The sequence below is a fragment of the Streptococcus sp. HSISS2 genome, assembly GCF_000448665.1.
Taxonomy (GTDB): Bacteria; Bacillota; Bacilli; order Lactobacillales; family Streptococcaceae; genus Streptococcus; species Streptococcus raffinosi.
In genome coordinates this window covers 2,233,023-2,259,998 of record NZ_CM002133.1, presented here as the reverse complement: position 1 = coordinate 2,259,998, position 26,976 = coordinate 2,233,023, and the positions used below count along the sequence as shown (strand labels likewise).

Below are 26,976 nucleotides of genomic sequence, written 5' to 3'. Positions count from 1 at the left end.
AAGACTTGGCAGGACATGACGTTCAATACGGGAAACATCGTACCCGTCGTAGTTTTTCAAGAATCAAAGAAGTTCTTGATTTACCAAACTTGATTGAAATCCAAACGGATTCATTTAAAGATTTCTTGGATACTGGTCTTAAAGAGGTTTTTGAGGATGTACTTCCTATCTCAAACTTCACAGACACTATGGAATTGGAATTCGTTGGTTACGAATTGAAAGAGCCTAAGTATACACTTGAAGAAGCTCGTATCCACGATGCATCATACTCAGCACCAATCTTTGTGACTTTCCGTCTTATTAACAAAGAAACTGGTGAAATCAAAACTCAGGAAGTCTTCTTTGGAGATTTCCCTATTATGACTGAGATGGGTACTTTCATCATCAATGGTGGTGAACGTATTATCGTTTCTCAGTTGGTGCGCTCACCGGGTGTTTACTTTAACGATAAGGTTGATAAAAACGGTAAAGTGGGTTATGGCTCAACAGTTATCCCTAACCGTGGGGCATGGCTTGAACTTGAAACAGATTCAAAAGACATCGCCTATACTCGTATCGACCGTACACGTAAGATTCCATTCACAACGCTTGTGCGTGCGCTTGGATTCTCAGGTGATGACGAAATTGTTGATATCTTTGGTGATAGCGAGTTGGTTCGCAACACTGTTGAAAAAGATATCCACAAAAACCCAGCAGATTCACGTACTGATGAAGCGCTTAAAGAAATTTATGAACGTCTTCGTCCGGGTGAACCTAAAACTGCCGACAGTTCACGTAGCTTGCTTGTAGCTCGTTTCTTTGACCCACGTCGTTATGACTTGGCTGCTGTTGGTCGTTACAAAGTTAACAAAAAACTTAACATCAAGACACGTCTTTTGGGACAAACTATTGCTGAAAACTTGGTAGATTCTGAAACAGGTGAAATCCTTGTTGAAGCTGGTACTGAAATGACACGTGATGTGATTGATTCAATCGCAGAACACTTGGATGGTGATTTGAACAAATTTGTATACACACCAAACGATTATGCGGTGGTTACAGAACCTGTTGTTCTTCAAAAATTCAAGGTTGTTGCACCAAATGATCCAGATCGTGTGGTTACAATTGTTGGTAATGCCAATCCAGACGATAAGGTTCGTGCTTTGACGACAGCGGATATCTTGGCTGAAATGAGCTACTTCCTTAACCTTGCTGAAGGTATCGGTAAAGTAGACGATATCGACCACCTTGGTAACCGTCGTATCCGTGCCGTTGGTGAATTGCTTGCTAACCAATTCCGTATTGGTTTGGCTCGTATGGAACGTAACGTGCGTGAACGTATGTCAGTTCAAGATAACGAAGTCCTGACACCGCAACAAATTATCAATATTCGTCCTGTAACTGCAGCGGTTAAAGAATTCTTTGGTTCTTCTCAATTGTCACAGTTCATGGACCAACACAACCCATTGTCAGAGTTGTCACACAAACGTCGTTTGTCAGCCTTGGGACCTGGTGGTTTGACACGTGACCGTGCCGGATACGAAGTTCGTGACGTGCACTATACACACTATGGTCGTATGTGTCCAATCGAGACACCTGAAGGACCTAACATCGGTTTGATTAATAACTTGTCTTCATATGGACACCTTAACAAGTATGGTTTCATTCAAACACCATACCGTAAGGTTGACCGTGCAACTGGTAAAGTAACCAACGAAGTGGTTTGGTTGACTGCTGATGAAGAAGATGAGTACACAGTTGCTCAGGCCAACTCTAAATTGAATGAAGATGGAACATTTGCAGAAGAAATCGTCATGGGTCGTCACCAAGGTAATAACCAAGAGTACCCATCACACCTTGTAGATTTCGTAGATGTTTCTCCTAAACAGGTAGTTGCCGTTGCGACAGCATGTATTCCATTCTTGGAAAACGATGACTCTAACCGTGCCCTCATGGGTGCCAACATGCAACGTCAAGCTGTGCCATTGATTGATCCAAGAGCACCATTTGTTGGTACTGGTATGGAATATCAAGCTGCCCACGATTCAGGGGCTGCTGTCATCGCTCAACATGATGGTAAAGTTGTTTACTCTGATGCCGATAAGGTTGAAGTTCGTCGTGAAGATGGTTCGCTTGATGTTTATACTGTTCAAAAATTCCGCCGTTCAAACTCAGGTACTGCTTACAACCAACGTACTTTGGTTAAGGTTGGCGATATTGTCGAAAAAGGTGACTTCATCGCTGACGGTCCATCTATGGAAGGTGGCGAAATGGCCCTCGGTCAAAACCCTATCGTCGCATACATGACATGGGAAGGTTACAACTTCGAGGATGCCGTAATCATGAGTGAACGTCTTGTGAAAGATGATGTTTATACATCTGTTCACTTGGAAGAATTCGAATCAGAAACACGTGATACAAAGCTTGGGCCTGAAGAAATCACACGTGAATTGCCAAATGTTGGTGAAGAAGCCCTTAAAGACCTTGACGAAATGGGTATTATCCGTATCGGTGCTGAGGTTAAAGAAGGTGACATTCTTGTTGGTAAGGTAACACCTAAGGGTGAAAAAGACCTTTCTGCTGAAGAACGTCTTCTCCACGCTATCTTTGGTGACAAATCTCGTGAAGTACGTGATACGTCACTTCGTGTTCCTCACGGTGGTGATGGTGTCGTTCGTGATGTTAAAATCTTTACACGTGCCAACGGTGATGAATTGCAATCAGGTGTTAACATGCTTGTTCGTGTTTACATTGCTCAAAAACGTAAGATCAAGGTCGGAGATAAGATGGCCGGTCGTCACGGTAACAAAGGGGTTGTTTCTCGTATTGTTCCGGTTGAAGACATGCCTTACCTTCCAGACGGTACACCAGTTGATATCATGTTGAATCCACTTGGGGTGCCATCACGTATGAATATCGGACAAGTTATGGAACTTCACCTTGGTATGGCTGCTCGTAACTTGGGTATTCACATCGCAACACCAGTCTTTGACGGAGCAAGCTCAGAAGACCTCTGGGATACTGTTCGTGAAGCTGGTATGGATAGTGATGCTAAGACAATCCTTTACGATGGACGTACAGGTGAACCATTTGATAACCGTGTGTCAGTTGGTGTCATGTACATGATCAAACTTCACCACATGGTTGATGATAAACTTCACGCTCGTTCAGTTGGTCCTTACTCACTTGTTACTCAACAACCTCTTGGTGGTAAAGCACAATTTGGTGGACAACGTTTCGGTGAGATGGAGGTTTGGGCCCTTGAAGCTTACGGTGCTTCAAACATTCTTCAAGAAATCTTGACTTACAAGTCTGATGATGTTAACGGACGTTTGAAAGCCTATGAAGCGATTACTAAAGGTAAACCAATTCCAAAACCAGGCGTTCCAGAATCATTCCGAGTACTTGTAAAAGAATTGCAATCACTCGGTCTTGACATGCGTGTCCTTGACGAAGACGATCATGAAGTTGAATTGCGTGATCTTGATGAAGGTGAAGATGACGACGTTATGCACGTTGACGATCTTGAAAAAGCACGTGTGCAACAGGCCAAAGAAGCTGCTGAATTAGAAAAAGCTAAAGAAGAAGCTTCAAATAAAGAAGAATAAACATAAGCTTTAGAAGTGGAAGATTCTTCCCCCTCTAAGGTAGCTGATAAAGGTGACAATAGAGCTACTATTGTCAATAGAAAAAAGAAAGGTAATACTAGTGGTTGACGTAAATCGATTTAAAAGTATGCAAATCACACTAGCTTCACCAACTAAAGTCCGTTCATGGTCTTATGGTGAAGTTAAGAAACCTGAAACAATCAACTACCGTACGCTCAAACCAGAACGTGAAGGTCTCTTTGATGAAGTGATCTTTGGTCCAACTAAGGACTGGGAATGTGCGTGTGGAAAATACAAACGTATCCGTTATAAAGGTATCGTTTGTGACCGCTGTGGTGTTGAAGTAACACGTGCTAAGGTTCGTCGTGAACGTATGGGTCACATCGAGTTGAAAGCACCAGTATCACATATCTGGTACTTCAAGGGAATCCCTTCTCGTATGGGATTGACTTTGGATATGAGCCCTCGTGCGCTTGAAGAAGTTATTTATTTCGCAGCTTACGTGGTTATCGATCCAAAAGAAACACCACTTGAACCAAAATCTCTCTTGACTGAACGTGAATACCGCGAAAAATTGCAAGAGTATGGACATGGTTCATTCGTCGCTAAAATGGGTGCAGAAGCCATCCAAGAACTCTTAAAACAAGTGGATTTGGAAGCTGAAATTGCTGAACTTAAGGAAGAATTGAAGACAGCAACTGGTCAAAAACGTGTTAAGGCTGTTCGTCGTTTGGACGTTCTTGATGCCTTCTACAAGTCTGGTAACAAACCAGAATGGATGGTACTTAACATCTTGCCAGTATTGCCACCAGATCTTCGTCCGATGGTTCAATTGGATGGTGGCCGTTTTGCAGCATCTGACTTGAACGATCTTTATCGTCGTGTTATCAACCGTAACAACCGTTTGGCTCGTTTGCTTGAATTGAATGCCCCAGGTATCATCGTGCAAAATGAAAAACGTATGTTGCAAGAAGCGGTAGATGCCCTTATTGATAATGGACGTCGTGGTCGTCCAATCACTGGACCAGGTAGTCGTCCACTTAAATCTTTGAGCCACATGCTTAAAGGTAAACAAGGCCGTTTCCGTCAAAACTTGCTTGGTAAACGTGTTGACTTCTCTGGACGTTCTGTTATCGCTGTTGGTCCAACACTTAAAATGTATCAATGTGGTGTGCCACGTTTGATGGCCATCGAACTTTTCAAACCATTTGTTATGCGTGAAATCGTTGCGCGTGAATACGCAGGCAACGTGAAAGCCGCTAAACGTATGGTTGAACGTGGTGATGAACGTATTTGGGATATTCTTGAAGATGTCATTAAGGAACACCCAGTACTTCTTAACCGCGCACCTACCCTCCACCGTTTGGGGATTCAGGCCTTTGAACCAGTCTTGATTGATGGTAAGGCCCTTCGCCTCCACCCACTTGCCTGTGAAGCCTACAATGCCGACTTTGACGGTGACCAAATGGCCATTCACGTTCCATTGTCTGAAGAAGCTCAAGCTGAAGCACGCTTGCTCCTCCTTGCAGCAGAACACATCCTTAACCCTAAAGATGGTAAACCAGTCGTAACACCATCTCAGGACATGGTTCTTGGTAACTACTACTTGACAATGGAAGAAAAAGGCCGTGAAGGTGAAGGTATTGTCTTCAAGGATATTGATGAGGCAGTGATGGCTTATCGTAATGGTTATGTTCACTTGCATAGCCGTGTCGGTATTGCTGTAGACAGCATGCCTGATAAACCTTGGAAAGAAAACCAACTTCACAAGATTATGGTAACAACCGTTGGTAAAATCTTCTTTAACGAGATTATTCCAGCAGAAATTCCATACCTCCAAGAAATCACAAATGAAAACTTGACCGATAGTACGCCAGATAAATACTTCCTTGAACCAGGTCAAGATATCCAAACCGTTATTGATAGTTTGGAAATCAATGCACCATTTAAGAAGAAAAATCTTGGTAACATCATCGCTGAAACCTTCAAACGTCTTCGCACGACTGAAACGTCAGCCTTCCTTGACCGTTTGAAAGACCTTGGTTACTATCACTCAACACTTGCTGGTTTGACCGTTGGTATCGCCGATATCCCAGTTATTGATAACAAACAAGAAATTATTGATGCTGCTCACCACCGTGTTGAAGAAATTAACAAAGCCTTCCGTCGTGGTTTGATGACAGATGATGACCGTTATGTTGCTGTTACAACAACATGGCGTGAAGCTAAAGAAGCACTTGAAAAACGTCTGATTGAGACACAAGATTCTAAGAACCCAATCGTTATGATGATGGACTCAGGAGCTCGTGGTAACATCTCTAACTTCTCCCAACTTGCCGGTATGCGTGGTTTGATGGCCGCTCCTAACGGACGTATCATGGAATTGCCTATCCTTTCAAACTTCCGTGAAGGTTTGAGCGTTTTGGAAATGTTCTTCTCAACTCACGGTGCTCGTAAAGGTATGACCGATACGGCCCTTAAGACAGCCGACTCAGGTTATTTGACTCGTCGTTTGGTAGACGTTGCCCAAGATGTTATCATCCGTGAAGATGACTGTGGAACAGACCGTGGTCTTCTCATTCGTGCGATTACTGATGGTAAAGAGGTTACAGAAACACTTGAAGAACGTCTTCAAGGTCGTTACACTAAGAAATCAGTTAAGAATCCTACAACAGGTGAAGTCATCGTAGGTCCAGATACCTTGATTACTGAAGAAATGGCTGCTGCTATTGTCAATGCTGGTGTTGAAGAAGTCACTATCCGTTCAGTATTTACATGTAACACACGCCACGGTGTCTGCCGTCACTGTTATGGTATTAACTTGGCAACTGGTGATGCGGTTGAAGTTGGTGAAGCGGTTGGTACTATCGCTGCCCAATCTATCGGGGAACCTGGTACACAGCTCACTATGCGTACCTTCCACACCGGTGGGGTAGCCTCAAACACCGATATCACACAAGGTCTTCCACGTATCCAGGAAATCTTTGAAGCTCGTAACCCTAAAGGGGAAGCGGTCATTACTGAAGTTAAGGGTAATGTTATCGAAATCGAAGAAGATGCTGCAACACGTACTAAGAAGGTCTTCGTTCAAGGTAAAACTGGCATGGGTGAATATGTTGTACCATTTACAGCTCGTATGAAAGTTGAAGTGGGAGATGAAGTTCACCGTGGTGCCGCTCTTACAGAAGGTTCAATCCAACCAAAACACCTTCTTGAAGTTCGTGATACCTTGTCAGTTGAAACTTACCTTCTTGCAGAAGTACAAAAAGTTTACCGTAGCCAAGGGGTAGAAATCGGAGACAAGCACGTCGAAGTAATGGTTCGTCAAATGCTTCGTAAAGTACGTGTCATGGATCCAGGTGACACAAATCTTCTTCCAGGAACACTTATGGACATTGCAGATTTCACAGATGCTAACAAGGATATTGTTATTTCTGGTGGTCTTCCTGCAACATCACGTCCAGTTCTTCTTGGTATCACTAAAGCCTCACTTGAAACAAATTCATTCTTGTCTGCGGCTTCCTTCCAAGAAACAACACGTGTCCTCACAGATGCTGCTATCCGTGGTAAGAAAGACCATCTTCTTGGTCTTAAAGAAAATGTTATCATTGGTAAGACTATCCCTGCTGGTACAGGTATGGCTCGCTACCGTAACATTGAACCACTTTCAGTTAACGAAGTTGAAGTTATTGAAAACATTGCTGTTGATGAAGCAATTGTGGAAACATCTGAAGACTAAGATTACAGTAAAAGGGCTCACAGCTGTGAGTCCTTTTTGTATTTATATGACCAGAATGTCTTCTTTTCTTGATAAACATGAAAAATAAAACCATTTTTTTATCTTTCCCAGAAAATTTTGTATAATAGGAAAACAAAAGATGAAGTGAGAAAGAAAGATGTACCAAGTAGTTGAGATGAAAGGTGACTTGGAGCCGTGGTGGTTCTTAGAAGGCTGGCAAGAGGATATTATCAGCACAAAGGAATTTGAAGATTTTTACGATGCTCTAAAGTACTACAAAAAACTTTGGTTTGCCATGGAAGAAATCTTGCCAAGCTATATTAGTCGTAGTAGTGTCATGACTGCCTTTTGGGATCAAAAGGATAAGCATTGGTGTGAGGAGTGTAACGAATATCTGCAGGTTTACCAATCTATCGCCCTCTTGGATGATTGGAAGGAAATTCCTGAGGAAAAATATCGTCCAGGCTATGAAAAGCGTAATGACCTTCCAACTCATGCTCATTGTAAAATAAAACGATAATCAGGATTATTGAATTGAAGCTCGAAGTTTTCGAGCTTTTTTTCATTTTCCTTATTTTTTACAATCTTTTGCGAATAGGACTATGAGGAGGTCCTTATGGTAACAGAATTTGCTAAGGAAATGATCAAAAATGCTGATAGTTGTGGGGCTCAAGACATCTATATTATTCCACGTCAGGATAATTACGAGCTCTATATGCGAATTGGGCAGGAGAGGAGATTGATTGATGTATATCGGCCTGATTTCATGGCTAGTCTTATTGGTCACTTTAAATTTGTGGCAGGAATGATGGTGGGTGAGAAGCGTAGGAGTCAACTGGGCTCTTGTGATTATGATTGTGGTGATGGTCACTTGGTTTCTCTGCGTTTATCAACTGTTGGAGACTATCGAGGCTTGGAAAGCCTGGTTATTCGTGTTCTTCATTCCGAACGAAGAGAGTTAACGTACTGGAATCAAGGGATTCAGCCAATTGTGGATGCATTGGATTATCGAGGTTTGTACCTTTTTGCAGGTCCTGTGGGCTCTGGGAAGACGACGCTTATGCATGCCTTGGTACAGGAGCGTTTTAAGGGGCAACAGGTGATTTCAATTGAGGATCCTGTAGAGATTAAACAGGATAATGTCTTGCAGCTCCAGGTTAATCAGGCGATTGATATGACCTATGATAATTTAATAAAGCTATCTCTGCGTCATCGTCCGGATGTTCTGATTATTGGAGAAATTCGGGATAGAGAGACTGCCCGAGCTGTTATTAGGGCTAGTCTGACAGGAGTGACTGTTCTTTCAACCATTCACGCCAAGAGTGTGGCCGGTGTTTATGAACGCCTCCTGGACCTTGGTGTAGACAAGTCTGAATTGGATAATGCGCTTCAAGGTATTGCCTATATGCGTTTGATAAAGGGAGGAGGGGTGATTGATTTTGCCAAAGAAAGTTTCCAAAACCATTCGTCAACCAGCTGGAACCAGCAACTGGAAGACTTGGTTAAACAGGGACATCTCACTGAAAGGGATATCCAAGGGGAGAAAATTAAAGATTAACCAACAAGTCAAGGTTATTCAGCTTTTCAAACAACTCTTGAAGGCAGGATTCACCCTAACTGAAATTGTGGCTTTCTTGGAGCGCAGTCATTTGTTGAAAGAATCCTCATTATCTCTTATGAAAGAGAGTTTAATGCGAGGTGAGAGATTGGACCAGATGTTTGCATCAGTGGGCTTTTCGGATAATATTGTCACTCAGATTGCACTTGCTGACAAGCATGGAGATCTTTTAGGGAGCTTGACTAAGATTGAAACCTATATGCTTCGCATGACCAAGGTTCGTAAGAAACTCATGGAAGTGGCGACTTATCCTATCTTGCTTTTGGGGTTCCTGATTTTGATTATGTTTGGGCTCAAAAATTATCTTTTACCACAGCTTTTAGAAGGTGATGGTAAGGATAACTGGGCAGTACAACTGGTTCAAATGTTTCCTCAGTTGTTCTTTGTGAGTTTGTTTGGATTCCTTGTGTTAGGGATTCTCCTCTATGTCTGGGTGAAACGACAGTCAGCTCTTGTTTTTTATAGGCGAATGGCCAAAATTCTATTTATTGGTCAGACAGTAAGGCTTTACACGACAGCCTATTATGCTAGGGAGTGGGGAAATCTATTAGGTCAAGGCGTTGACTTGCTAGATTTAGTGGCTCTTATGCAAGAGCAAAAATCCAAGCTCTTTCGTGAGTTGGGAACCGATTTAGAAGAAGCCTTGATGCTGGGGCAGAGTTTCCCTGAACGTATTGCCAGTCATCCGTTTTTCACTGAGGAGCTCTCCCTAATTATTGCCTATGGGGAGGCTAATGCTAGGTTGGGCTATGAGCTTGAAGTCTATGCTGAAGAGGTTTGGCAGACCTTCTTTAACCGTCTTAATAAGGCGACAACCTTTGTACAACCCCTCATTTTTGTTATTGTTGCTGTCGTGATTGTAATGATCTATGCAGCCATGTTATTACCGATGTATCAAAATATGGAAGGAATGATGTCATGAAATTGATGTTGAAAAAATTGAATGCCGTTAAGTTACGTGCTTTTACTCTGATTGAAATGCTGGTCGTGTTGCTCATTATCAGTATTCTTCTTTTGCTCTTTGTTCCTAACTTGAGTAAGCAAAAGGATTCTGTAAAAGAAACTGGAAATGCAGCTGTCGTCAAAGTTGTGGATTCTCAAGCAGAACTCTATGAAATGAAAAATAACAAGACAGCTAGTTTAGCAGCTCTTGTGTCATCAGGTCAAATTACACAAAAACAGGCAGATTCATACAATGATTATTATGCGAAACATGGTGGTGAAAGCCGCTCAGTTGCCAATTAGGGCCTTCACCTTGTTGGAAAGCTTGGTGACATTAGCAGTCGTTGCTTTTCTTACTCTGAGTTTGTCAGGGTCAGTGACGGGTATTTTTCAGCAAGTCGAGACTAATCTTTTTTATCTACGCTTTGAGTATCTGTACCGGGATAGTCAGCGCTTGGCAGCAGCGGAAGGGACTAACATTGAATTGCAGCTGACTAAGGATAAGATTAGTAATGGAAGAACCAGTCTCTCTATTCCTGAAAACATTCATCTGGATAAGGGGCAGACCCTAGTATTTGATGCTAAAGGAGGCAATTCTAGTCTTAGTAAGATTCGTTTCTCAAGTAACAAGGAGGTGGTGACTTATCAGCTTAACATGGGCAGTGGAAAATATAAAAAGACGGTCTCTTAGAGGCTATATTCTCATCGAAAGTTTGGTAGCCATGGCCGTTTTAGTGCTTGTCAGTAGCCTCATCTTAGAGCAAATTAACACTAATCGTAGGTTAATGGCTAAGAATCTTCATCAACAAGAGGTCTTGAGTGTGGCAACTATGGCCGTCCAGACCAAACAGGATCAGTTGACCTTAAATGGCATCACGGTAACAGTGAAACGTAGCAAGCAAGGCATCACAGTTTATGAATCAGGAAAGGAAATTACTCATGTCTCTAAATAGTAAGGTTCGCGCCTTTACCCTTTTGGAATGTCTGGTAGCCTTACTGGTTATAGCTGGTTCTGTCCAAGTATATCAAGGCTTAACCACCGTTCTGGTGAGCAATGTTAAACAGGTAAGACAACAAGAAAATCAAGATTGGCTTCTGTTTGTCCAACAAATGGAGGCAGAGTTAGAAGGTTGTCAGTTGGTTAAAGTAGAAGGCAACAAGCTTTATGTCAAGCAGGATAATCAAGACTTGGCATTTGGTATCTCAAATGCTTCTGATTTTCGAAAACTAACGCCGATGGTCGAGGCTATCAACCCATGCTTTTCGGTTTAAAATCTAGTACAATCAGTCAAAAAAATCAGATAGTCACCATTGAAGTTATTCTTAAAAATGGTCTGCAAAGGAGTTTCGTTTATGCTTTTGAAAAAACAAGTTAGGGGAGGTGTTCTCCTCTATTCCCTTTTTATGGCTGGCATTTTTACACTTCTTCTTCAGGTTTATTTGGATAGGGTAGTTGCTAGCTCTAGACAAAATCAAGCACAAACAGTAGCTAGTCAGAGTCGACTTATGGCAGAAATGACGGTGGATTTGGCTGATAAGGAGTCGGGTTCTTTTAGTTTTGCTCAGGGAAATACGACTTATGAGGTAAAAGACAAGAAGATGATTATTAGAGTTGAGAATGAAGGACACACCAAGACCTATCACTATGTGAAGAAAGAGGACCAGAAATAGCAATTCTCCCCCCTTTTTGATATGATAGAGGGACGGAGGAAATCATGAATTTTGAAGCAATTGAGACAGCTTTTGCGCTGTTGTTAGAAAATGTCCAAACCATTGAAAATGATCTTGGGACCCATGCTTACGATGCCCTTATCGAGCAAAATTCCTATTATTTGGGGGCTGACGTTGATAACGAACTTATCATCAAAAATAACGAGAAATTACGTGCCCTTAATCTAAGTAAAGAGGAGTGGCGTCGAGCCTTTCAGTTTTTGTTTATCAAACTAGGGCAGTTGGAAGCCTTACAAGCCAATCACCAATTTACACCAGATGCTATTGGATTTATCATTCTTTACCTACTTGAGGGTTTGACTAAGGACAATCAATTAGATGTCTTGGAGATTGGTTCAGGTACAGGTAACTTGGCAGAGACTCTTTTAAATAATAGTCACAAAAACCTTAATTATATGGGGATGGAAGTTGACGATTTGCTTATTGATTTGTCAGCCAGTATTGCGGATGTAGTGAACTCAAAAGCGGTTTACATTCAAGAAGACGCAGTTCGCCCCCATATCCTCAAAGAAAGCGATGTTATTATCAGTGACCTTCCAGTAGGTTACTACCCTAATGATGAAATTGCGAGTCGTTTCAAGGTGGCAGCAACTGGTGAACACACATATGCCCATCATCTTCTTATGGAGCAATCGCTTAAGTACTTGAAGAAAGACGGTATTGCTATTCTTTTGGCACCAACTAATCTTTTAACGAGTCCACAAAGTGATTTGCTTAAGAAGTGGCTATCAGGATATGCTGATATTATTGCTGTAATCACTCTTCCTGAAGCAGCTTTTGGCAATAAACACAATATGAAGTCTATCTTTGTGCTTAAAAAGCAAACAGAAAATGCTCCAGAGACCTTTGTTTATCCGCTTAGTGATTTACAAAATCCAGAGATTCTCAAAGATTTTACTGAGAATTTCCAAAAATGGAAATCAGACAATTCCATTTTATAAAAAACATGATAAAATAAGACTATATTACTGAAAGCGTTTTACAAAGAGGTGACTTATGACAAAAACAATCGCAATCAATGCAGGAAGTTCAAGTTTGAAATGGCAATTGTATGAAATGCCATCTGAAGTTGTACTTGCCAAAGGGTTGATTGAGCGTATCGGATTAAAAGACTCTATTTCAACAGTTAAGTTTGATAATGATTCTGAAACGCAGATTTTAGATATTACCGATCATGTTCAGGCTGTAAAAATCGTACTTGATGATTTGATTCGTTTTAATATCATCAAGAATTATGATGAAATCACAGGTGTAGGTCATCGAGTGGTTGCTGGTGGTGAGTATTTCAAAGAATCAAGTTTGGTAGATGATGAAGCATTAGCGAAAATCGAAGAATTGTCTGCTTTGGCTCCACTTCATAATCCTGGCGCAGCCTCAGGGATTCGTGCCTTTAAGGAGCTCCTCCCAGATATTACCAGTGTTGCTGTTTTTGACACAGCCTTCCATACATCTATGCCAGAAGTGGCTTACCGTTATCCAGTGCCTAATCGTTATTATACAGACTATCAAGTTCGTAAATACGGAGCACACGGAACAAGCCACCAATATGTTTCTCAAGAAGCAGCTAAGCTACTAGGAAAACCTATTGAAGAAACTAAGATTATCACAGCCCATGTTGGAAATGGTGTTTCAATTACTGCCGTGGACGGTGGTAAATCAGTAGACACGTCAATGGGATTGACACCACTTGGTGGGGTTATGATGGGAACACGTACTGGGGATCTTGACCCTGCGATTATTCCATTCATCATTGACCGTGAGCCTGATATGGCCGATGCTGAACGTATTCGTCACGTCTTTAATAAAGAATCAGGACTCCTTGGTATCTCTGAAAAATCAAGCGATATGCGTGATATCATTGCTGGTAAAAATGAAGGAGATGAAAAATGTATTTTAGCCTACAATCTTTATGTAGATCGTTTGCGTAAATACATTGCTCAATACTTTGGCGTATTGAACGGAGCAGATGCCATTGTCTTTACGGCAGGTATCGGTGAAAATTCTGCAGAAGTTCGTTCTTCAATTTTAGATGGTTTGACTTGGTTTGGTATTGAAGTGGATCCTGAAAAGAATGTCTTTGGACATGTTGGCGATATTACAACAGCAGAGTCACCTGTTAAAGTTTTTGTCATCCCAACAGATGAAGAATTGGTGATTGCGCGTGATGTTGAGCGCCTTAAATCTAAATAAGTTATCAAAAAATTGATAAGACCAGAAAAGTTGGCTGAGTGATTGGCCAGCTTTTTTGAGTACTTGGAAAGAATTATTCGCCTATATCCGGATATGTCATTCGATAAGTAAAGAAAACTTTACAAAAAATGCAAAATAGACTTTACAAAATATGTTAAGTGAACTATACTATAGATGTGAAGTTAACTTAACAAAGAGATGGGAGTTTAACTATTTGAGAATAAACTATAAGGTTGAGGTATCATATGGAAACAAAGATTCAGGAACTTCGCAAGGCTAATAAGATTAGTCAGGCAGAGTTAGCAGATGAGATGGGAGTCACGAGGCAGACCATCATTTCACTCGAAAAAGGTCGCTATAATGCGTCCTTGGAACTAGCTTTTAAAATTGCTAGGTATTTTGGAAAGACTATTGAAGAAGTCTTTCTTTTTGAGGAAGATTAAGGAGAAAAGATATGTTTAAACAAGTCATGAAGAAAATTGGTGTTATTGTTTTAGCGCTCACTCTACTAATCTTAGATTTAACACTATTAGGTGCTTTCCCACTACTTACTCAGGATGGTAAGTTTTCACTTGTGGAGCAAATAGGTTACGGTGTTTGGGCATTAGGGAGTTTGGCTATTTTTATCGTGATTGCTTATAGATTTAAACTCTTATCGCTTAAAGAGATTAATTGGAGACGTCTCGTTGCGATTGCTTCTCTTAATCTCGTCATCTTTTTCCTAGGTGATCTTCTAGGGTATTTTGTAGGTCAGTTAACACACAATGCAGCTATGGAAAATCAAGCTGCTTTAAATAAGATATTTATTCACGTACCATTCTATCTTTACCTAGTAGTTGCCGGTTTTATTATTCCTATTATGGAAGAAATTATTTTTAGGGGACTCTTAGCTAAGGTACTCTTTGGAAAATACTTTAAGACAGGTCTTGTTATTTCCAGTCTTCTCTTTATGGCAGGTCACTCAGCATTTACGCCTCAAACAATTGTCGTCTATGGCATTATGTCAGCTGGTCTTGCCATAACTTACTATAAGACTAAGCATATCGAGTACAGTATGGGTGTTCATATTTTAAACAACAGTATAGCTGTCCTACTCAGCCTTTTTGTTTAAGGTGAATGTTTAAAGTTATCATTGAGGAATTTTATCTTGCTCTTTTAAAGGATAATGAAAGGAATGTTAAGATATGTTATTAAAAACGTTAGGAAAGAAAAAACAGAATCAGAGTATAAAAGATACATAGCCCGAGTAGCATGTTCTTTCTTTTCTTTGGGTATTTTGGGATTATTTATTGTTCGCTCTAACAGTCTTAGTGATTTTGCACTAGGATTAGTAGTGGGGGTTACCATTGGGAGTTACGCCCTGTCGATTTATTATTTTGCAGCGCTTAGGCATTCGAAACGTCTTCACCAGATGTACATTGCTACCTATGATGAGCGAAATAAACAGATTTTGCAGGTGACAGCAGTTGCAACACTGGTTCTGGAGTTTTTGCTTATCTTTGCTTTGATTGCCCTATATGCCTTTGTTAATATTCAGTTGCCATATGTTACAGTCTTATCTGTCTTGCTCTATGGCTTAGTTGTAGGATTTGTCCTTATTCGTATCATTCTATCTAAAATAGGATAAGAGTCCCTCATCTTTTCAAGATTGAATCTCTTATTTTCACGGTTTCTTGTCAAAGTAGTTGAATTGTATTATAATAAAGGTACAAAATAACAATAAAAAGAGGTAGCTTCTTATGAACAAAGTGTCCATTTTAAAACGCTTTCTTTATTTCTTACTGGCTTTCCTAATTTTGTGTATTGAACAGACTCCAACCATATTTGTTCGTGTTAAAGATGTGAGGGCAGTTAGTCTCCTAATTTTGGTTATGCTACTCATTAGTGCAGGAGCTCTTTTCTTGGGCAAACGTATGGGTCTTCTTGAGGGCTTTAGGGCGCTGTCTTCCATGAAGGCATGGGGAATGATTGGCCTGACCTACCTAGGTATTTACATTGTCACTGGGCTTGGTGCAATGGTCATGATGTGGGAAGGTGTTAGTAACAGCACCAATCAGGCAGCCATAGAAAATGCCCATATGAATCCCTTTGTTCTTATAACAATTACAGTGATTATGGCACCGATTGTGGAAGAGTTGGTTTTTAGAGGGCTTCTTATGGGACGGGTCTTTAATCCAGATTCTATTGTTGGTTTGATTCTAAGTGGTTTACTCTTTGGCCTTGTTCATACGCCTAATAGTATGGGTGTCTGGATTATATATGGAGGTATGGGCCTTGTCCTTGCAACTGTTTATCGTGTATCTAAGAAGCTAGAATATAGTATCATGGCTCATATGATTAACAATAGTATTGCGGTTTCAATGATGTTACTCCTACAATTGTTAGCGCCATATATCAAATAAAGCTCGGAATTTTCCGAGCTTTTTTCTTATAGTTTTTTAGCTTTAGCAATGGTTGTATCAATACTTGAAACCACACTATGGGTGAGGCCTGTACGCTCAAGGTCCATGAGGCCGGCGATAGTGGTCCCACCAGGGCTACAAACCTTGTCAATAAGATCATGTGGGCTGTCGCTACCCAGACTAAGGTTTTCAGCAGTAGCTAGAACTGTCTGTGTGGCAATGGTCAGAGCAACCTGTTTACTTAGGCCATTTTTGACGCCAGCCTTGGCTAGTGCCTCGATAAAAAGGGCAATGTAGGCCGGGCTTGAACCAGCTAGGGCAGTAAAGGTATCAAAGTCCTTTTCAGCCAATTCGACAGTGGTTCCAAAACTGTCTGTGATTTCCTTGGCAACTGCCAAAAGGTCCTCGGATACCTTATCGTTGGTGCAAAGACCAGTAGTGCTCTTAAGAATCTGAGCATTAAGGTTAGGCATGATACGAATAAGAGGTAGGTCTGGACTAGTGAGTGAAGCGAGGCGTTCCAAGGTTACTCCAGCAGCCATACTCATGATAGGTTGATGGAAAGTGAGGCCAGTTAGTACCTTATCAAACATTTGAGGTTTGATACCTAGGATGACCAAATCAGCCTTATCCAACAATTCTTGATGGGAAGCAGCAGCTTCAACCTCTAGTTCCTCTGCAATTTGGCGTGAACGAGCCAAGGAAGACCCTGAAATAATAATACGATGTGAGCTTGTGTTTAGGCCGTTGATAATGGCTGTTGCCATCTTTCCAACGCCGATAAAACCAATAATCATGGGTTACTCCTTGTCTTAGTAGTTCTTAATCAAATCCACTGTTGAACGATCCAACTTCTTAACAATGGCTTGTAAAAAGGCTTGTGCTTCTAGGAAGTCATCCAAAGCATAAAGGGTTTGGTGTGAGTGGATGTAACGGGCACAAACGCCGATGGTTGTTGATGGAATACCAGCATTCTGCAAGTGAGCGGCACCAGCATCAGTACCACCTGCAGCACAGTAGTATTGGTATTTGATACCAGCTTCTTCAGCAGTAGTCAAAAGGAAATCCTTCATATTTGGCAGCATGATATGTCCTGGGTCGAAGAAACGAATAAGGGTACCGTCGCCTACCTTACCTTGATTACCATAGATATCACCTGCAGGAGAGCAGTCTACCGCAAAGAAGAGCTCAGGATTAAATTTTGTGGTTGAAACATGAGCACCACGTAAACCGACTTCTTCTTGAACGTTAGCCCCAGCGATTAGAGTATTGTTGAGTTCTTGGTTTTTGACATTTTCCAAGAGTTCACGAATCATGAGGACACCATAACGGTTATCCCAGGCTTTAGAAATCACGTTTTTTTGATTGGCTGTGAGAATAGTTTCTGATTGAGGAATGATGACATCACCCGGGAAAACACCGTAGGCATTAGCTTCTTCTTGGTTGGCAAAACCAGCATCAAAGACGATATCAGAGACACTAGGAAGACTTGCAGCGCCACCGCTAGCACGTAAGAAATGAGGTGGTACTGAACCTGAGATGACAGGATAGACATGACCGTCACGTGTGTGTAGGGTAAAGCGTTGAGAGCTGACAACCAGTGGGTTCCAGCCACCAAGTTCGACGACACGGAAAGTCCCGTCTGCCTTGATTTCCTTAATCATAAAGCCGACTTCGTCCATGTGGGCAGCCACAAGCACCTTAGGGGCATTTTCTGCCTGACTGTACTTAATACCGAAAATACCGCCGAGGCCATCTGTTTGCACCTCATCTACGAGTGGCGTGATAGTTTTGCGAAGGTAGTTGCGTACAGGAGCCTCAAATCCTGAAGTAGCACCAAGCTCGGTGACTTCCTTAATTTTGTCAAATAGAGTAGTCATAAAATCCTCCTTGAGTAGTACATGCTACTATTTTAGCACGATTCTCAAGAGATAGGTAGCCTCTCCCCATTCCTCTAAAAATATGGTAAAATGTTTCATATGAAACGTAAAACATTAGCTTTGTTTGCTGGTGGGCTAGGAGCTTTAAGTCTCTTGGCAATGGCAGAAAAGCAGAGACGCTCACATGTAGAAGCAAAGAATACCGTATTAATTCAAAATATTAGACAAGAACTATCATATTTAGGGACTATTGCCGTTCTCTATACGAATCCTACTGATAAGGAAAATCCAGGGCTTACGGGAGGTATCGTATTAGAAGATGGGCGGACTTATCGTTTTGCCTATGCTGATGATGTCTTGACTTATGAGGAGGAGCAGGCATGATTATTCCGAAGAATCTCGAAGAACTTGCAGGTTATGTTGACAGTGACCAAAAAGTGGTCTTCTTTTTCACTGCTGATTGGTGTCCAGACTGCCAGTTTATCTATCCCGTTATGTCTGATATTGAGGCTGCCCATCCAGATATGACCTTTGTGCGTGTTAACCGTGATGATTATATGGCTTTGGCGCAAACTTGGAATATTTTTGGTATTCCAAGTTTTGTCGTGACTCAGAAAGGTCAGGAATTGGGGCGTCTGGTCAATAAAGCTCGTAAAACCAAAGAAGAAATCAATGCCTTTTTGGCAACAGTATAAGGAGAACCCATGATTTTTGCATACAATAAAGAACAAGTTGGCGACGTTTTGTTGGTTATCTTGGAAGATACTAAGGACATTAAACGTAGCGTAGAACGTAAAGGTAAAGTGGCGCGTGTCACAGCTGATGAAACAGGCAAGACTCTTGCTTGGAACATTTTTGAAGCATCAAGCCTCATTGATATTAATGGAAATGGTCAAGTTTTCTTGTCAGACCAAGATGTAGCTGTCTTGAACGAGGAATTGGCCAAAGAAGGTTTTGAAGAACGCTTGGAAAATACACAGGGTCCCGTCTTTGTGGTTGGACAAATTGACGAAATGGTTCCACATCCAGATAGTGACCACCTTAACATCTGCCAAGTGAATATCGGCGGTAAGAAGGTCCAAATCGTTGCAGGAGCACCAAACGCAGCTCTCGGTCTTAAAACAATCGTAGCTCTTCCAGGTGCTATGATGCCTAGCGGTGCCCTTATCTTCCCTGGTAAACTTCGTGGTGAAGATAGTTATGGTATGATGTGTGCCCCACGTGAGTTGGCCCTTCCAAATGCCCCACAAAAACGTGGTATTATTGAACTTGATGATTCAGCAGTAGTTGGTGAGGCTTTTGATCCAGCCAAACACTGGAAAGGGTAAGTAAGAGAAGAAGCGGTAATAATCCGCTTTTTTGTTTGTCATAAAGAAAGTTTATAGCTAATCATAAAAAAGAAAGATTATGCAAGCTATAATATTTTTCTTAAAATGTAATCAACATTTACTTTAGGAGGTACCTATGCTTACGACTGTTCTTTCTGGTGGGCTCATTGGTTTGATATTTGGATTTATTTTACAACGAACTCGTTTTTGTTTGACGGGTGGTTTTCGAGACATGTATATTGCACGTAATAATACCTTATTTTACGCTTTCCTTATTGCAATCACAGTGGAAAGTATAGGAGTACTTTTCTTGATTAAATTGGGTATTATTGGAAACCCTTATGAAGACTTTTCCGTGTTAGGAGCGATTGTGGGCTCCTATCTATTTGGTATTGGAATTGTTCTCGCGGGGGGATGTGCCACGGGAACGTGGTATCGTGCTGGAGAAGGGCTCCTGGGTAGTTGGGTTGCACTATTCTTTTATATGACGAGTGCGGCAGCTATGAAATCAGGATTTCTTGTTCCTTTGAATCAATTAATAGCTAAGCACTGGGTAATTAATGATGATTTAGCTGGTCAATTAGGAATTCCAGTTTGGTATCTTCTTGTTTTCTTAGTAGTTATAACAAGTTTCTTTGTAATTCGAGAGTTACGTAAGCCCAGACGTCAGATTGCTTCTCTTCCACCAAGATATAAGGGAGTGAGACACTACCTTTTTGAGAAAACTTACCATAAATATTTTGCAGGACTTCTAATAGGTCTTGTTGCTTTAATTGCTTGGCCAGCTAGTCAGCTGACTGGTCGTGTTGGAGGGTTAGGGATTACAACACCATCGGCACATCTAATTAGTTATATTATTACAGGCGATAGTAAGCAACTTGGTTGGGGTGTTTTTCTTGTATTGGGTATTTTTATTGGTTCCTTTCTTGCTGCAAAGGGATCTCAAGAGTTTCGCTGGCGTTTGCCAGACTTGTCAACCATTGGTAAGAGCACACTAGGGGGGATTTTTATGGGAATTGGTGCCTCATGGGCTGGTGGCTGTACAATTGGTAACGGTTTAACAGCTACAGCAATTTTTCTAGTAAGGGATGGATTGCTTTGCCAGTGACTATTTTAGGTGTTTGGACGGCTTCCTACATTATCTTTGTAAAACCAAACAAAAATTAAGAGGAGAATATAATATGACTTTGGTAAAACTTGAAACTGGTGGATTGGTATGCCCATTCCCATTGATTGATGCGAAGAAGAAAATGGCTGAATTGGCTGTTGGAGATGAGTTGTTGATTGCTTTCGATTGTACGCAAGCAACGGAAAGTATTCCAAACTGGGCTGCAGATAATGATTATCCTGTAACTCGCTTTGACCAAGTCGGTCCTGCCTCTTGGGAAATTGTGGTTCAAAAACGTTGAGTTAGCTAAGCGAGTCGAGAAGATTTAAAGATTAATTGTTGTAATGAAAACATCTGATGGAGTACTATTTCTAGAAAAATAATAACCTTCGAGTATTAGAAAGGATCCTATCGAGAGAATCTTTAAAACTATTAAAAAATAACCTATTTTTTACTTCCTCTTACGAATAGATAGGTGGAGGTAAAAAAATGTATAACAAAGTTATTTTGATTGGACGTTTGACAGCGACACCTGAGATGGTTAAGACTGCTAGTGATAGGTCTTTTACACGTGTCACAGTTGCGGTTAATCGGCGCTATAAGGCGCAAAATGGAGAGCGTGAGGCTGACTTTATCACAGTGGTGGTTTGGGGCCGTTTAGCTGAGACCTTAGCATCTTATGCTAGCAAGGGGAGTTTAATTTCTCTTGATGGTGAGCTACGTACCCGTAAGTACGATAAGGATGGCCAAACCCATTACGTTACTGAGGTGCTTTGTTCCTCTTTCCAACTTCTGGAGAGTCGTGCTCAGCGTGCTGTTAGGGAAAATAATCCTGACAATGACTTGGCTGACCTTGTTTTGGAAGAAGAACTTCCCTTCTAGTTTGTCAGTTTACTTAGTCGCTTCTAAAAAATAAATATTCTTTCTTGCCAAAGTTAGAGTATTATTGGGTTAAATATTAAACACTTGTAAGACTTAATTAACAGTAAAATTAGATAAGACTTAGAATTATGGGTGGTTAATGGCCTTGTTAGAGTGGAAAAAATAATTAAAATCGTTGACAAGTGCAATGATAACAAGGGTTCCAGCATTTATAAAATTATTCAAAACGAAGTGTACAATTAACAGTTACTCCTCATTTGTATCATTGTTTTATTACCAATTTTTAAATTAAATGATAGAGGTTTCATGATAAACTATAGGTGGGTAAGGAAAAAGCTATGAAAGTTACCTTTTACTTTTGTAGTAGACATTATTTGTTTGGAAGGAAAGTGTGGAACACCTTAACTAGAACACTGTCCTTGCAATTGTTTGATACAGTTGCGTTTTTGTTATGTGTCTATAGGTTGATATAATGATTTCACAGACAATTGGTTGACATTCCGACTGACATATTAATTAGGATGTTAAGCGGTCATTGACTTTTCGTTAGACTTGGAGAAACACATTGGTGTGACTCCTAAGATTCACCAAACTAATGTGTTTGAAGCTAAGCGGATTCGTCTTAGCTTTTTTGTCTACTTTGGTAAGGCTACCCTTGCTCAAGCTTTTCTTATGTTATAATAAAAAGAGTTAAGCGAGGGGGGTACGCCAAAACCTTAAAAAGGGTCGGTTGTCTAGAAGCCTCCTTTTTTAAAATCATGGAAGACCATCACACTGACATTTTGACTCTGTGGTGATATATGAAAAATCTTGGAACAGGAGTAACATTTATGATTGACTTTACTCAAGAGGAGAAAGACTTTTTCATGTCTGAGGCTCTTAAGGAGGCCCAAAAATCTTTAGATAAGGCAGAAATCCCAATTGGCTGTGTTATTGTTAAGGATGGAGAAATTGTTGGTCGTGGACACAATGCGCGTGAGGAACTTAACCAAGCAATCATGCATGCTGAGGTCATGGCTATTCAGGAGGCAAATAGGACCATTGGTAATTGGCGTTTGCTTGATTGCACTCTTTTCGTCACTATTGAACCTTGCGTAATGTGCAGTGGCGCCATTGGTCTGGCTCGTATTCCTAAAGTTATCTATGGAGCGAGTAATCAAAAATTTGGTGGAGCGGGGAGCCTTTACGATATTCTAAGAGATGAGCGTCTCAATCATCGTGTTGATCTTGAGACTGGTGTTATGGAGAAAGAATGTGCTGAAATCATGCAAAACTTTTTCCGTCAAAGTCGTGAACGAAAGAAAGAAGCTAAACGTCTGGCAAAATTAGAAGCAATACAAGAGATGTAAGCGCAAAATGCAAGCCCTTTTGGGCTTGCATTTTTCAATGGGAAATGAGAGTTTTTGTTTTCTTGAAGACTGTATGAGTTACTCTGTCTTAGCTTTAGGTTTTCTTTCTCTCTTGTCAAAAGAAAAATGGGGAGGAAGAAGATGAGAGTACTACAAGCAGATTTCAAATTAGTATCAATAATTGGTGTACCCAATCGTACATAAAAGATAAGGTTGATTAGAAGTATCAGAAGTAGGGTAGAGATAATACAAATCAAGGCCCCTTTTACGAGCAGATAATTATTGCGTTTAGATGATTGCTTATTAGTAGTATCGTTTGTTTGATTTCTTGTATCTTTCATAGGTTATCATCCTCAAAATCTTTGAGATGTCATCATGGTGTAAGCTCTTATTGTTAGTGTGTGAGGTTGTAATAAGTTTTACCAACGGCATAGCTTAGGTCGTAAGTCAGCTTTGCAGCAGCAATCCCGACGGAGACAGCAGCCCAAGGAACCGCCCCACCTGATACACTTTCAAGCTCTTTAAGAGTCATGTTTTGATGTGTTTTGAGTTTATTAATTATTGTTGTTGTCTCCTTTCATCTTATCGTGCAGAATCCTTGTAGCCATTATAAGCACCAACACATACAAGAGTTCCGATAGGTCCTGAAGCTAGGCAGAGTCCTCCAATAGCGATGTTGATCTTCCATCCGCCTCCTGTGACTGCAGCTAGGTCTGCAACATTCATTTCTTTAGTTATCTTTGTCATTCTCCTCTTTTATTTTTGGTGAGTTCTTTAATCTCTTAGCCTCTTCACCATGAAGTAAGAGATATCCTAAAATAATTTTCTCCTTTCCATTGAGTTAGCATTGTCACTAGCTTTTGGTCTTTTCCTCAAGCTATGGTTTTATTATAAAAAGTGGAGAAATAAAAAGTAGTGACATAGATGTCACTATGGCCTTAGTTGTGGTGTTAGAAGTTGGTAGTGATCGAAGTTATTTGTAGGGAGGTTTGGAGGATAAGTTTCATTGACAGTATCGGGGGTTCGCTACTTGCAATCACTTCGATTTATGGTATAATATCATTCGGAGCAACATCTGTGCGTGAAGCGGGTCAGGGGAGGAATCCAGCAGCCCTAAGCGATTTCAGGTGTGTGCTCTTTTTTGGTGTCGAGGAGGATTTATGGCCAAATTTAGTGTTTTTAAAGATCAAGAGAGTCTTTTTGCGTGTCCCATCTGTCAGGCACCAATGTGTTTGGACCAGTCTAGTCTGGTTTGTCAGACTAGGCATACCTTTAATATCGCAAAGCAGGGGTTTGTTAATTTTTTGAGACAGAATAAGGGAGATAAGCACTATGATATGGCTTCTTTTGAAAATAGAAGTCATATTCTGGCAGCGGGCTATTATGATCCTATCCTTGAGGTGATTTCAGAGCGCTTGCGTGACCTTCCTAGATATTCGCATGTTCTAGATGTTGCCTGTGGTGAGGGCTATTATAGCCGTCAGTTGGCTTTAGAGTTTGACAAGGATTTCATGGCCTTTGATTTATCTAAGGACTCCATCCTTCTTGCGGCCCGTCAAAATCCTCAGAAAAACGTGGCCTGGTTCGTTGGTGATTTGGCTAAACTGCCCTTGCGTGAGCACCGTATCGATGTGATCTTAGATATTTTTTCGCCAGCTAATTATCAAGAATTTGGACGACTTTTGACTGATCAGGGCTTGATTTTCAAGGTTATTCCTCATAAGGATCATCTTAAAGAGTTTCGCCAATTACTACCAGAGGCGCAGGCTTATTCCAACCAGGATGTTCTGGAGCATTTTCAGGACTCCTGTGAGCTTTTGGAGCGTGTGATGATTTCTAAGACTTGGTCTATGCCAGCAGAGCATGTTCAAGCATTTGCTGAGATGACCCCTCTTTTCTTCCATGTTGATAAAAAAACTTTAGATTTGACCTCAGTAAGGCAGCTAACGGTTGCAGGAGAATTGCTGATTGGTCGTATCAAAAATGATAAGTAATCCTAACGCCGTTGGGATTTTTTTGATGGAGAATATCTTGGTAAGCTTGTTTGGTTTTCTTAAATGGTGTATGATGAGGATTATCCAGAAGAAAAGTTTAGTAACGAGTAAAAGCGATGAATAATAACGTTTATAAGAACTATATTTTTGATTTTTATGGAACCTTGGTTGATATATTAACCGATGAGAAAGACCCTATGTTATGGGATAAACTAGCCCAACTGTACCAAGCTTATGGGGCGTATTATAAGGGGAAAGCTCTTAAAAAAGCTTATGCCAAGCGCGTGGGTCAGGCTCGCAAGGACCTAGTGGCTCTAAAAGGAGTTGCTTATCCAGAAATTGACCTAGCTCACATTTTTAACCAGCTTTATGAAGATGCTAGTCTTCAGTCTAGTAGACTTCATCAGCCAGAAGGCTGGGGGCAGCTGATAGCTATGGTCTTTCGGGTCTTATCTCGCAAATACTTGATGGCTTATCCTCATACTGAGGAAGTTTTAGCCTTTCTAAAAGAGCAGGGCTGTCGTCTCTATCTCTTGTCCAATGCTCAAGCAGCCTTTACTAACGCTGAAATTGACCTAATGGAGTTAAGAGCTTATTTTGATGCCATTTACTTGTCTTCGGATGCGGGTATCTGTAAGCCTCAACCAGAGTTTTTAAAGCAAGTTTTGATTGATCATAGGTTGAAGCCATCTGAGACTGTCATGGTTGGAAATGATTTGACGACTGATATTGCCGTAGCTGAAGGAGTTGGGATTGATGGTATCTTGCTCAATACCTTTCCTTACTCACGCCGAGAACTGGAGAACTCCCCAATTAAGCCAAACCGAGTGATTACGGATATAGAAGCTTTAAAGATAGGTTTTACATAAAAATACACTCTATTTGGCAAAAGCAAAGACAATTATCAGAATTTTTGGTATAATAATCCCTAACTTTATGTGAATGGAGAATCTCATGACTGCACAAAAAATGTCTGCTCAAGAAATTATCGCTTTTATCGGTAATGCAGAAAAGAAAACGAATGTTAAAGTAACCTTTGAAGGGGAATTGGCAACTGCTGTTCCAGCTTCTGTCACTAAGCTTGGTAATGTTCTTTTCGGAGACTGGAAAGATATCGAACCACTTCTTGCCAACTTGACTGAAAACAAGGACTACGTTGTGGAACAAGATGGCCGTAACTCAGCTGTTCCATTGCTTGATAAACGTCACCTTAATGCACGTATCGAACCAGGTGCTATTATCCGTGACCAAGTAACTATCGAAGATAATGCTGTCGTTATGATGGGGGCTGTTATCAACATCGGTGCTGAAATCGGTGCTGGTACTATGATTGATATGGGGGCTATCCTTGGTGGTCGTGCTACTGTTGGTAAAAATAGCCACATCGGTGCGGGCGCGGTCCTTGCTGGTGTGATTGAACCGGCTTCAGCAGATCCAGTTCGTATCGGTGATAACGTTCTTGTCGGTGCCAATGCTGTTGTTATCGAAGGGGTTCAAGTTGGTAATGGTTCAGTCGTTGCCGCTGGAGCTATCGTTACTCAAGATGTTCCTGAAAATGTCGTTGTAGCTGGTGTTCCAGCTCGCATCATCAAGGAAATTGATGAAAAAACACAACAAAAAACAGCACTTGAAGACGCCTTGCGTAACTTATAACATATTGATAGTAGAGGCCGTAAGGCCTCTATTTCTAGATTCTCTATTAAATAAGACAAAAAAGGAAATAAAAATGACACTTGATTTAATCAAAATCAGACGAGACCTTCATCAAATTCCAGAAATTGGTTTGGAAGAGTTTAAAACCCAGGCTTATCTCTTAGAGCGTATTGCTGAAATGACTGAGGGTAAGGACTTTGTGGAGCAACGTACTTGGCGTACAGGTATTCTGGTTTATCTCCATGGATATGCTCCTGAAAAACCATTGGTTGGCGTACAGACATTGACGCTCTTCCGGTTGAAGAGGAAACAGGTCTTCCCTTCAAATCTACTCATGAGGGTCGTATGCATGCCTGTGGTCACGATATTCATATGACGACAGCGCTTGGACTTCTTGACCAAATGGTTGAGGTTCAACCTAAAATAATATGCTCTTCTTATTCCAGCCAGCTGAGGAAAATGAAGCTGGTGGTATGCTTATGTATGAAGACGGGGCCTTCGGTGATTGGCTACCAGATGAGTTTTATGGCCTTCATGTCCGTCCAGATTTCAAAGTAGGCGACATTGCGACTA

General features: G+C 41.0%; 28 protein-coding genes, 1 other RNA gene and 4 pseudogenes. 28 read left to right on the top strand and 5 right to left on the bottom strand.

What is annotated here, in order from left to right:
• Positions 1–5 precede the first annotated feature (5 nt).
• The 16 genes and pseudogenes from rpoB (at position 6) to HSISS2_RS09850 (ending at position 16,209) form a co-directional block, all read left to right on the top strand.
• Entirely contained in the window at positions 6–3,587 is a 3,582-nt protein-coding gene (gene rpoB, locus HSISS2_RS09925; RefSeq protein WP_021146575.1) for a DNA-directed RNA polymerase subunit beta, read from the top strand.
• A 100-nt stretch (positions 3,588–3,687) separates the two neighbouring features.
• Positions 3,688–7,326 (top strand): DNA-directed RNA polymerase subunit beta', encoded by a 3,639-nt coding sequence (rpoC, locus tag HSISS2_RS09920; protein ID WP_042767143.1) that lies wholly within the window; start codon positions 3,688–3,690, stop codon positions 7,324–7,326.
• A gap of 157 nt (positions 7,327–7,483) precedes the next feature.
• The gene (locus HSISS2_RS09915) at positions 7,484–7,846 is read left to right on the top strand and encodes a DUF1033 family protein (protein WP_021146573.1); all 363 of its coding nucleotides are present in this window, start codon (positions 7,484–7,486) and stop codon (positions 7,844–7,846) included.
• A gap of 96 nt (positions 7,847–7,942) precedes the next feature.
• Positions 7,943–8,884 (top strand): competence type IV pilus ATPase ComGA, encoded by a 942-nt coding sequence (comGA, locus tag HSISS2_RS09910; protein WP_008536104.1) that lies wholly within the window; start codon positions 7,943–7,945, stop codon positions 8,882–8,884.
• Complete coding sequence (gene comGB, locus HSISS2_RS09905) at positions 8,766–9,866, top strand: competence type IV pilus assembly protein ComGB (RefSeq protein ID WP_134981461.1); 1,101 nt, start codon at positions 8,766–8,768, stop codon at positions 9,864–9,866. Before comGA ends, comGB begins: the two co-directional genes overlap by 119 nt.
• 8 nt (positions 9,867–9,874) lie before the next feature.
• Positions 9,875–10,189: a competence type IV pilus major pilin ComGC gene (gene comGC / locus HSISS2_RS09900; RefSeq protein ID WP_037609465.1), complete on the top strand. Its 315-nt coding sequence runs from the start codon at positions 9,875–9,877 to the stop codon at positions 10,187–10,189.
• Positions 10,149–10,577 (top strand): competence type IV pilus minor pilin ComGD, encoded by a 429-nt coding sequence (gene comGD, locus HSISS2_RS09895; RefSeq protein ID WP_008536109.1) that lies wholly within the window; start codon positions 10,149–10,151, stop codon positions 10,575–10,577. The genes comGC and comGD overlap by 41 nt, the downstream gene beginning before the upstream one ends.
• Positions 10,549–10,839: a competence type IV pilus minor pilin ComGE gene (comGE, locus tag HSISS2_RS09890; protein ID WP_008536111.1), complete on the top strand. Its 291-nt coding sequence runs from the start codon at positions 10,549–10,551 to the stop codon at positions 10,837–10,839. The genes comGD and comGE overlap by 29 nt, the downstream gene beginning before the upstream one ends.
• Positions 10,826–11,262: pseudogene (comGF, locus tag HSISS2_RS09885) on the top strand (competence type IV pilus minor pilin ComGF). Before comGE ends, comGF begins: the two are co-directional and overlap by 14 nt.
• Complete coding sequence (comGG, locus tag HSISS2_RS09880; RefSeq protein WP_008536113.1) at positions 11,240–11,557, top strand: competence type IV pilus minor pilin ComGG; 318 nt, start codon at positions 11,240–11,242, stop codon at positions 11,555–11,557. The pseudogene comGF and the gene comGG overlap by 23 nt, the downstream one beginning before the upstream one ends.
• A 44-nt stretch (positions 11,558–11,601) precedes the next feature.
• Positions 11,602–12,558 (top strand): class I SAM-dependent methyltransferase, encoded by a 957-nt coding sequence (locus tag HSISS2_RS09875; protein WP_008536115.1) that lies wholly within the window; start codon positions 11,602–11,604, stop codon positions 12,556–12,558.
• Positions 12,559–12,613: 55 nt separating this feature from the next.
• Positions 12,614–13,807, top strand: coding sequence for an acetate kinase (locus HSISS2_RS09870; RefSeq protein ID WP_021146568.1), 1,194 nt, complete (start codon positions 12,614–12,616; stop codon positions 13,805–13,807).
• Between the two features lie 245 nt (positions 13,808–14,052).
• Positions 14,053–14,250: a helix-turn-helix transcriptional regulator gene (locus tag HSISS2_RS09865; protein ID WP_021146567.1), complete on the top strand. Its 198-nt coding sequence runs from the start codon at positions 14,053–14,055 to the stop codon at positions 14,248–14,250.
• Between the two features lie 11 nt (positions 14,251–14,261).
• The gene (locus HSISS2_RS09860; RefSeq protein WP_021146566.1) at positions 14,262–14,918 is read left to right on the top strand and encodes a CPBP family intramembrane glutamic endopeptidase; all 657 of its coding nucleotides are present in this window, start codon (positions 14,262–14,264) and stop codon (positions 14,916–14,918) included.
• Between the two features lie 63 nt (positions 14,919–14,981).
• Positions 14,982–15,434 (top strand): hypothetical protein, encoded by a 453-nt coding sequence (locus HSISS2_RS09855; protein WP_021146565.1) that lies wholly within the window; start codon positions 14,982–14,984, stop codon positions 15,432–15,434.
• 112 nt (positions 15,435–15,546) lie between these two features.
• Positions 15,547–16,209, top strand: a complete 663-nt coding sequence (locus HSISS2_RS09850; RefSeq protein ID WP_021146564.1) for a CPBP family intramembrane glutamic endopeptidase — start codon at positions 15,547–15,549, stop codon at positions 16,207–16,209.
• 26 nt (positions 16,210–16,235) lie between these two features.
• Here the strand turns inward: HSISS2_RS09850 and proC are convergent, their stop codons facing one another.
• Entirely contained in the window at positions 16,236–17,006 is a 771-nt protein-coding gene (gene proC, locus HSISS2_RS09845) for a pyrroline-5-carboxylate reductase (RefSeq protein WP_021146563.1), read from the bottom strand.
• A gap of 15 nt (positions 17,007–17,021) precedes the next feature.
• Entirely contained in the window at positions 17,022–18,089 is a 1,068-nt protein-coding gene (gene pepA, locus HSISS2_RS09840; RefSeq protein WP_021146562.1) for a glutamyl aminopeptidase, read from the bottom strand.
• 99 nt (positions 18,090–18,188) lie between these two features.
• Between pepA and HSISS2_RS09835 the strand changes: the two genes are divergently transcribed.
• The 7 genes and pseudogenes from HSISS2_RS09835 (at position 18,189) to tadA (ending at position 22,756) form a co-directional block, all read left to right on the top strand.
• Positions 18,189–18,473 (top strand): DUF4651 domain-containing protein, encoded by a 285-nt coding sequence (locus HSISS2_RS09835; protein WP_021146561.1) that lies wholly within the window; start codon positions 18,189–18,191, stop codon positions 18,471–18,473.
• The gene (locus HSISS2_RS09830) at positions 18,470–18,784 is read left to right on the top strand and encodes a thioredoxin family protein (RefSeq protein ID WP_008536132.1); all 315 of its coding nucleotides are present in this window, start codon (positions 18,470–18,472) and stop codon (positions 18,782–18,784) included. The genes HSISS2_RS09835 and HSISS2_RS09830 overlap by 4 nt, the downstream gene beginning before the upstream one ends.
• A 9-nt stretch (positions 18,785–18,793) precedes the next feature.
• Positions 18,794–19,417 (top strand): YtpR family tRNA-binding protein, encoded by a 624-nt coding sequence (ytpR, locus tag HSISS2_RS09825; RefSeq protein ID WP_021146560.1) that lies wholly within the window; start codon positions 18,794–18,796, stop codon positions 19,415–19,417.
• A 136-nt stretch (positions 19,418–19,553) separates the two neighbouring features.
• A pseudogene (locus HSISS2_RS09820) lies at positions 19,554–20,584 on the top strand (YeeE/YedE family protein).
• Positions 20,585–20,598: 14 nt separating this feature from the next.
• Positions 20,599–20,826, top strand: coding sequence for a sulfurtransferase TusA family protein (locus HSISS2_RS09815; protein ID WP_002887422.1), 228 nt, complete (start codon positions 20,599–20,601; stop codon positions 20,824–20,826).
• A 188-nt stretch (positions 20,827–21,014) separates the two neighbouring features.
• Positions 21,015–21,407: a single-stranded DNA-binding protein gene (locus HSISS2_RS09810; RefSeq protein ID WP_021146558.1), complete on the top strand. Its 393-nt coding sequence runs from the start codon at positions 21,015–21,017 to the stop codon at positions 21,405–21,407.
• Between the two features lie 830 nt (positions 21,408–22,237).
• Positions 22,238–22,756, top strand: a complete 519-nt coding sequence (tadA, locus tag HSISS2_RS09805) for a tRNA adenosine(34) deaminase TadA (RefSeq protein ID WP_008536135.1) — start codon at positions 22,238–22,240, stop codon at positions 22,754–22,756.
• A 101-nt stretch (positions 22,757–22,857) separates the two neighbouring features.
• Here tadA and HSISS2_RS12255 read toward each other — a convergent pair.
• The 3 genes and pseudogenes from HSISS2_RS12255 to HSISS2_RS09795 form a co-directional block, all read right to left on the bottom strand.
• Positions 22,858–23,097: pseudogene (locus HSISS2_RS12255) on the bottom strand (hypothetical protein); the annotation flags it as partial.
• 53 nt (positions 23,098–23,150) lie between these two features.
• Entirely contained in the window at positions 23,151–23,288 is a 138-nt protein-coding gene (locus HSISS2_RS09800) for a class IIb bacteriocin, lactobin A/cerein 7B family (protein WP_021146555.1), read from the bottom strand.
• Positions 23,289–23,338: 50 nt separating this feature from the next.
• Positions 23,339–23,503, bottom strand: a complete 165-nt coding sequence (locus HSISS2_RS09795) for a class IIb bacteriocin, lactobin A/cerein 7B family (protein WP_042767141.1) — start codon at positions 23,501–23,503, stop codon at positions 23,339–23,341.
• Positions 23,504–23,813: 310 nt separating this feature from the next.
• On the opposite strand from HSISS2_RS09795, the gene ffs reads away from it, so the two are divergent.
• From ffs to HSISS2_RS09775, 5 genes and pseudogenes are all read left to right on the top strand, one after another.
• Positions 23,814–23,909: signal recognition particle sRNA small type (gene ffs / locus HSISS2_RS11170), an RNA gene on the top strand.
• Between the two features lie 7 nt (positions 23,910–23,916).
• Complete coding sequence (locus tag HSISS2_RS09790; RefSeq protein WP_021146553.1) at positions 23,917–24,750, top strand: putative RNA methyltransferase; 834 nt, start codon at positions 23,917–23,919, stop codon at positions 24,748–24,750.
• Positions 24,751–24,866: 116 nt separating this feature from the next.
• On the top strand, positions 24,867–25,619 hold the full coding sequence (locus HSISS2_RS09785) for an HAD family hydrolase (RefSeq protein ID WP_021146552.1): 753 nt from the start codon (positions 24,867–24,869) through the stop codon (positions 25,617–25,619).
• An 85-nt stretch (positions 25,620–25,704) separates the two neighbouring features.
• Complete coding sequence (gene dapD / locus HSISS2_RS09780; RefSeq protein ID WP_002886999.1) at positions 25,705–26,403, top strand: 2,3,4,5-tetrahydropyridine-2,6-dicarboxylate N-acetyltransferase; 699 nt, start codon at positions 25,705–25,707, stop codon at positions 26,401–26,403.
• Positions 26,404–26,476: 73 nt separating this feature from the next.
• Positions 26,477–26,976 (top strand): annotated as a pseudogene (locus HSISS2_RS09775) (M20/M25/M40 family metallo-hydrolase); the annotation flags it as partial.

Excerpts from the sequence above, each read along its gene's own strand:
- HSISS2_RS09915 (WP_021146573.1), top strand. The coding sequence starts at position 7,484 with ATGTACCAAGTAGTTGAGATGAAAGGTGACTTGGAGCCGTGGTGGTTC.
- comGA (WP_008536104.1), top strand. The coding sequence starts at position 7,943 with ATGGTAACAGAATTTGCTAAGGAAATGATCAAAAATGCTGATAGTTGT.
- comGD (WP_008536109.1), top strand. The coding sequence starts at position 10,149 with ATGCGAAACATGGTGGTGAAAGCCGCTCAGTTGCCAATTAGGGCCTTC.
- comGG (WP_008536113.1), top strand. The coding sequence starts at position 11,240 with ATGCTTTTGAAAAAACAAGTTAGGGGAGGTGTTCTCCTCTATTCCCTT.
- HSISS2_RS09875 (WP_008536115.1), top strand. The coding sequence starts at position 11,602 with ATGAATTTTGAAGCAATTGAGACAGCTTTTGCGCTGTTGTTAGAAAAT.
- HSISS2_RS09870 (WP_021146568.1), top strand. The coding sequence starts at position 12,614 with ATGACAAAAACAATCGCAATCAATGCAGGAAGTTCAAGTTTGAAATGG.
- HSISS2_RS09865 (WP_021146567.1), top strand. The coding sequence starts at position 14,053 with ATGGAAACAAAGATTCAGGAACTTCGCAAGGCTAATAAGATTAGTCAG.
- HSISS2_RS09860 (WP_021146566.1), top strand. The coding sequence starts at position 14,262 with ATGTTTAAACAAGTCATGAAGAAAATTGGTGTTATTGTTTTAGCGCTC.
- HSISS2_RS09855 (WP_021146565.1), top strand. The coding sequence starts at position 14,982 with ATGTTAAGATATGTTATTAAAAACGTTAGGAAAGAAAAAACAGAATCA.
- HSISS2_RS09850 (WP_021146564.1), top strand. The coding sequence starts at position 15,547 with ATGAACAAAGTGTCCATTTTAAAACGCTTTCTTTATTTCTTACTGGCT.
- proC (WP_021146563.1), bottom strand. The coding sequence starts at position 17,006 with ATGATTATTGGTTTTATCGGCGTTGGAAAGATGGCAACAGCCATTATC.
- pepA (WP_021146562.1), bottom strand. The coding sequence starts at position 18,089 with ATGACTACTCTATTTGACAAAATTAAGGAAGTCACCGAGCTTGGTGCT.
- HSISS2_RS09835 (WP_021146561.1), top strand. The coding sequence starts at position 18,189 with ATGAAACGTAAAACATTAGCTTTGTTTGCTGGTGGGCTAGGAGCTTTA.
- HSISS2_RS09830 (WP_008536132.1), top strand. The coding sequence starts at position 18,470 with ATGATTATTCCGAAGAATCTCGAAGAACTTGCAGGTTATGTTGACAGT.
- ytpR (WP_021146560.1), top strand. The coding sequence starts at position 18,794 with ATGATTTTTGCATACAATAAAGAACAAGTTGGCGACGTTTTGTTGGTT.
- HSISS2_RS09815 (WP_002887422.1), top strand. The coding sequence starts at position 20,599 with ATGACTTTGGTAAAACTTGAAACTGGTGGATTGGTATGCCCATTCCCA.
- HSISS2_RS09810 (WP_021146558.1), top strand. The coding sequence starts at position 21,015 with ATGTATAACAAAGTTATTTTGATTGGACGTTTGACAGCGACACCTGAG.
- tadA (WP_008536135.1), top strand. The coding sequence starts at position 22,238 with ATGATTGACTTTACTCAAGAGGAGAAAGACTTTTTCATGTCTGAGGCT.
- HSISS2_RS09800 (WP_021146555.1), bottom strand. The coding sequence starts at position 23,288 with ATGACTCTTAAAGAGCTTGAAAGTGTATCAGGTGGGGCGGTTCCTTGG.
- HSISS2_RS09795 (WP_042767141.1), bottom strand. The coding sequence starts at position 23,503 with ATGACAAAGATAACTAAAGAAATGAATGTTGCAGACCTAGCTGCAGTC.
- HSISS2_RS09790 (WP_021146553.1), top strand. The coding sequence starts at position 23,917 with ATGGCCAAATTTAGTGTTTTTAAAGATCAAGAGAGTCTTTTTGCGTGT.
- HSISS2_RS09785 (WP_021146552.1), top strand. The coding sequence starts at position 24,867 with ATGAATAATAACGTTTATAAGAACTATATTTTTGATTTTTATGGAACC.
- dapD (WP_002886999.1), top strand. The coding sequence starts at position 25,705 with ATGACTGCACAAAAAATGTCTGCTCAAGAAATTATCGCTTTTATCGGT.